Source organism: Planktothrix sp. PCC 11201, from assembly GCF_900009135.1.
Taxonomy (GTDB): domain Bacteria; phylum Cyanobacteriota; class Cyanobacteriia; order Cyanobacteriales; family Microcoleaceae; genus Planktothrix.
Window position 1 is genome coordinate 1 of sequence record NZ_LT797783.1, and the last position, 2,449, is coordinate 2,449.

General features: G+C 39.4%; 1 protein-coding gene. It reads left to right on the forward strand.

Going from position 1 to position 2,449, the window contains the following annotated elements; genetic code table 11:
* The first annotated feature begins 603 nt into the window (after window positions 1-603).
* Window positions 604-2,316, forward strand: coding sequence for a group II intron reverse transcriptase/maturase (gene ltrA / locus PL11201_RS27410; RefSeq protein ID WP_079678194.1), 1,713 nt, complete (start codon window positions 604-606; stop codon window positions 2,314-2,316).
* Window positions 2,317-2,449 lie beyond the last annotated feature (133 nt).

Here is a 2,449-nt window from a genome sequence, read left to right on the forward strand (position 1 = left end):
AGTTGGTGCGATTCGTTTAACCTAAAATAAGTTGAAAGACTTATGGGACGGTTAACCCAGAACACTGGTGATAACTGATTACATTTATGGGTGAAATTCCGTGAATTAAGTCCCATCCCTCAAGTGCTGAGGTGAAAGCATAACCCCTAGTTTGCTTGGATAGCAACCATCAGATTAAAGCGGGGTTAAAAGGTAGAACTACTGGAAGCCAAATTTGGTAACTACCAAGCAAGAAGTCCATGCGTAGCATAAGCAAAGATGTGTTTGAACCATCGTTAGAATTGATGGTGTAATGGCTAAAATCAATATAAAAACTTGATTAACACCAAGCCAAAAGGCAAGGGACGCGGGCATAAGCAGTTCAACTTCTGACTTATAAGCACCGCCTAAGAAACCCGGTGGATAGCATCACGCTAAAGATTTCAAACCAATGTGTAATCGGAACGAAGTAACCCCTATATATCTCTGGAAAAGGTCGAAAACCAGTAAGTAGCTAACGAATGATATATAGGGGAGGGATGGTATCAAAAGCGAATGCCCTTGGTAATGCAAGGGATATGCTGACAGATGCTCGGTAATTCCAAAGAAATAGAACAAGTAGCAATGAATATATCTAAAACGCAGAACAATCTGACGGTGGAGTGGAAAGACCTTAATTGGCGCAAGCTAGAAAAGGTAACTTTTAAGTTGCAAAAGCGAATATTTCAAGCGAGTGAACGAGGCGATGTTAAAGCAGTTCGTAAACTTCAGAAGACCCTGATTAGGTCTTGGTCAGCAAAATGTATAGCGGTTCGCAGGGTAACACAAGATAACCAAGGTAAAAATACGGCAGGTGTGGATGGAATTAAATCTCTGACCCCAAAGCAACGTATAAACCTTGTAGGACGATTAAAGTTAACCAATAAAGTTAAACCAACTCGTAGAGTTGAAATACCTAAACCTGGTACAACCGAAACCCGTCCATTAGGAATACCCACAATTAATGACCGCGCATTGCAAGCGTTAGTCAAACTAGCGTTAGAGCCAGAATGGGAGGCTAAATTCGAGCCAAACAGTTATGGTTTTAGACCAGGACGTTCCTGTCACGATGCAATCGGAGCAATATTTAGCAGCATTAAGCAGAAAGAAAAATATATATTAGATGCTGACATTGCTAAATGCTTTGACCGCATTGACCACAAAGCGTTACTCTCCAAAATACACACATACCCTACATTAAGCCATCTACTGAAAACGTGGCTCAAAGCAGGGTACATGGACGGAAAAGAACTTTTTCCTACCAATGATGGTACACCACCGTGGGTCATTTCACCTCTACTTGCGAATATTGCCTTACATGGTATGGAAGAAAGAGTTAAGCAATACGCCGAAACTCTAAAAGGGGCAAAAACGATAAATCGTCAAGCCCTTAGTTTAATCCGATATGCTGACGACTTTGTAATAATCCATGAGGATATAAAAGTTGTCAAAAAATGTCAAGAGATAATTGCTGACTGGTTGAGTGATATGGGATTGGAGTTAAAACCAAGTAAAACAAAATTAACCCACACCCTCAATGAAATTGAGGGAAATGTTGGGTTTGAGTTCTTAGGGTTCCATGTTCAACAACATAAAATAGGTAACTACCGAAGTTCAAAAAAAACGAATGGAACACCGCTAGGTTTTACAACATTAATCACACCCTCAAAAGCTAAAATTAAAGCTCATCTTGTAAAAATAGCTGAAGTAATAGACACCCACAAGACCTCCCCACAAGCTGCTTTAATTAGCAAGCTGAATCCAATTATTAGAGGTTGGTCAAACTATTACTCAACAGTGGTTAGTAAAGAAACTTTCTCGAAAGTTGACAATCTAACCTATGATAAGTTAAGAGCGTGGGCAAGAACGAGGGGAAAAGGGAACATCAATAAAGACAAATACTGGCGAACAGTAAATGACAGGAATTGGTGTTTTAGTACAGAAAACGGATTAAAATTAATCGCTCATACTGATACGCCAATCGTAAGGCATATTAAAGTTAAAAGTGAAGCTAGTCCGTTTGATGGTAACTGGATTTACTGGAGTAAACGACGAGGCGAATATCCAGAAACTCCCAAAAGAGTGGCAACACTTATCAAGAAACAAAAGGGTATTTGTCTTCACTGTGGTTTGTATTTTACAAGTACAGACAAGGTAGAAATTGACCATATTAAACCAACAACATTAGGTGGAAAAGACACTTATGAGAACTGGCAACTTCTACACAAACATTGTCACGACACAAAAACGGCAAACGATGGTTCTTTAACTAAAAGTAATACAATTACCAATAGTTGAGAATTATGAAAATAACCCGTTTTGAATCGTACCTATAACAAAGGTGGTATTATCAAGGAGCCGTGTGAAGCGAAAGTTTCATGCACGGTTCTGAAGGAGAGGTTAGGGGGTAACTCCCTAATCGACTCTAACA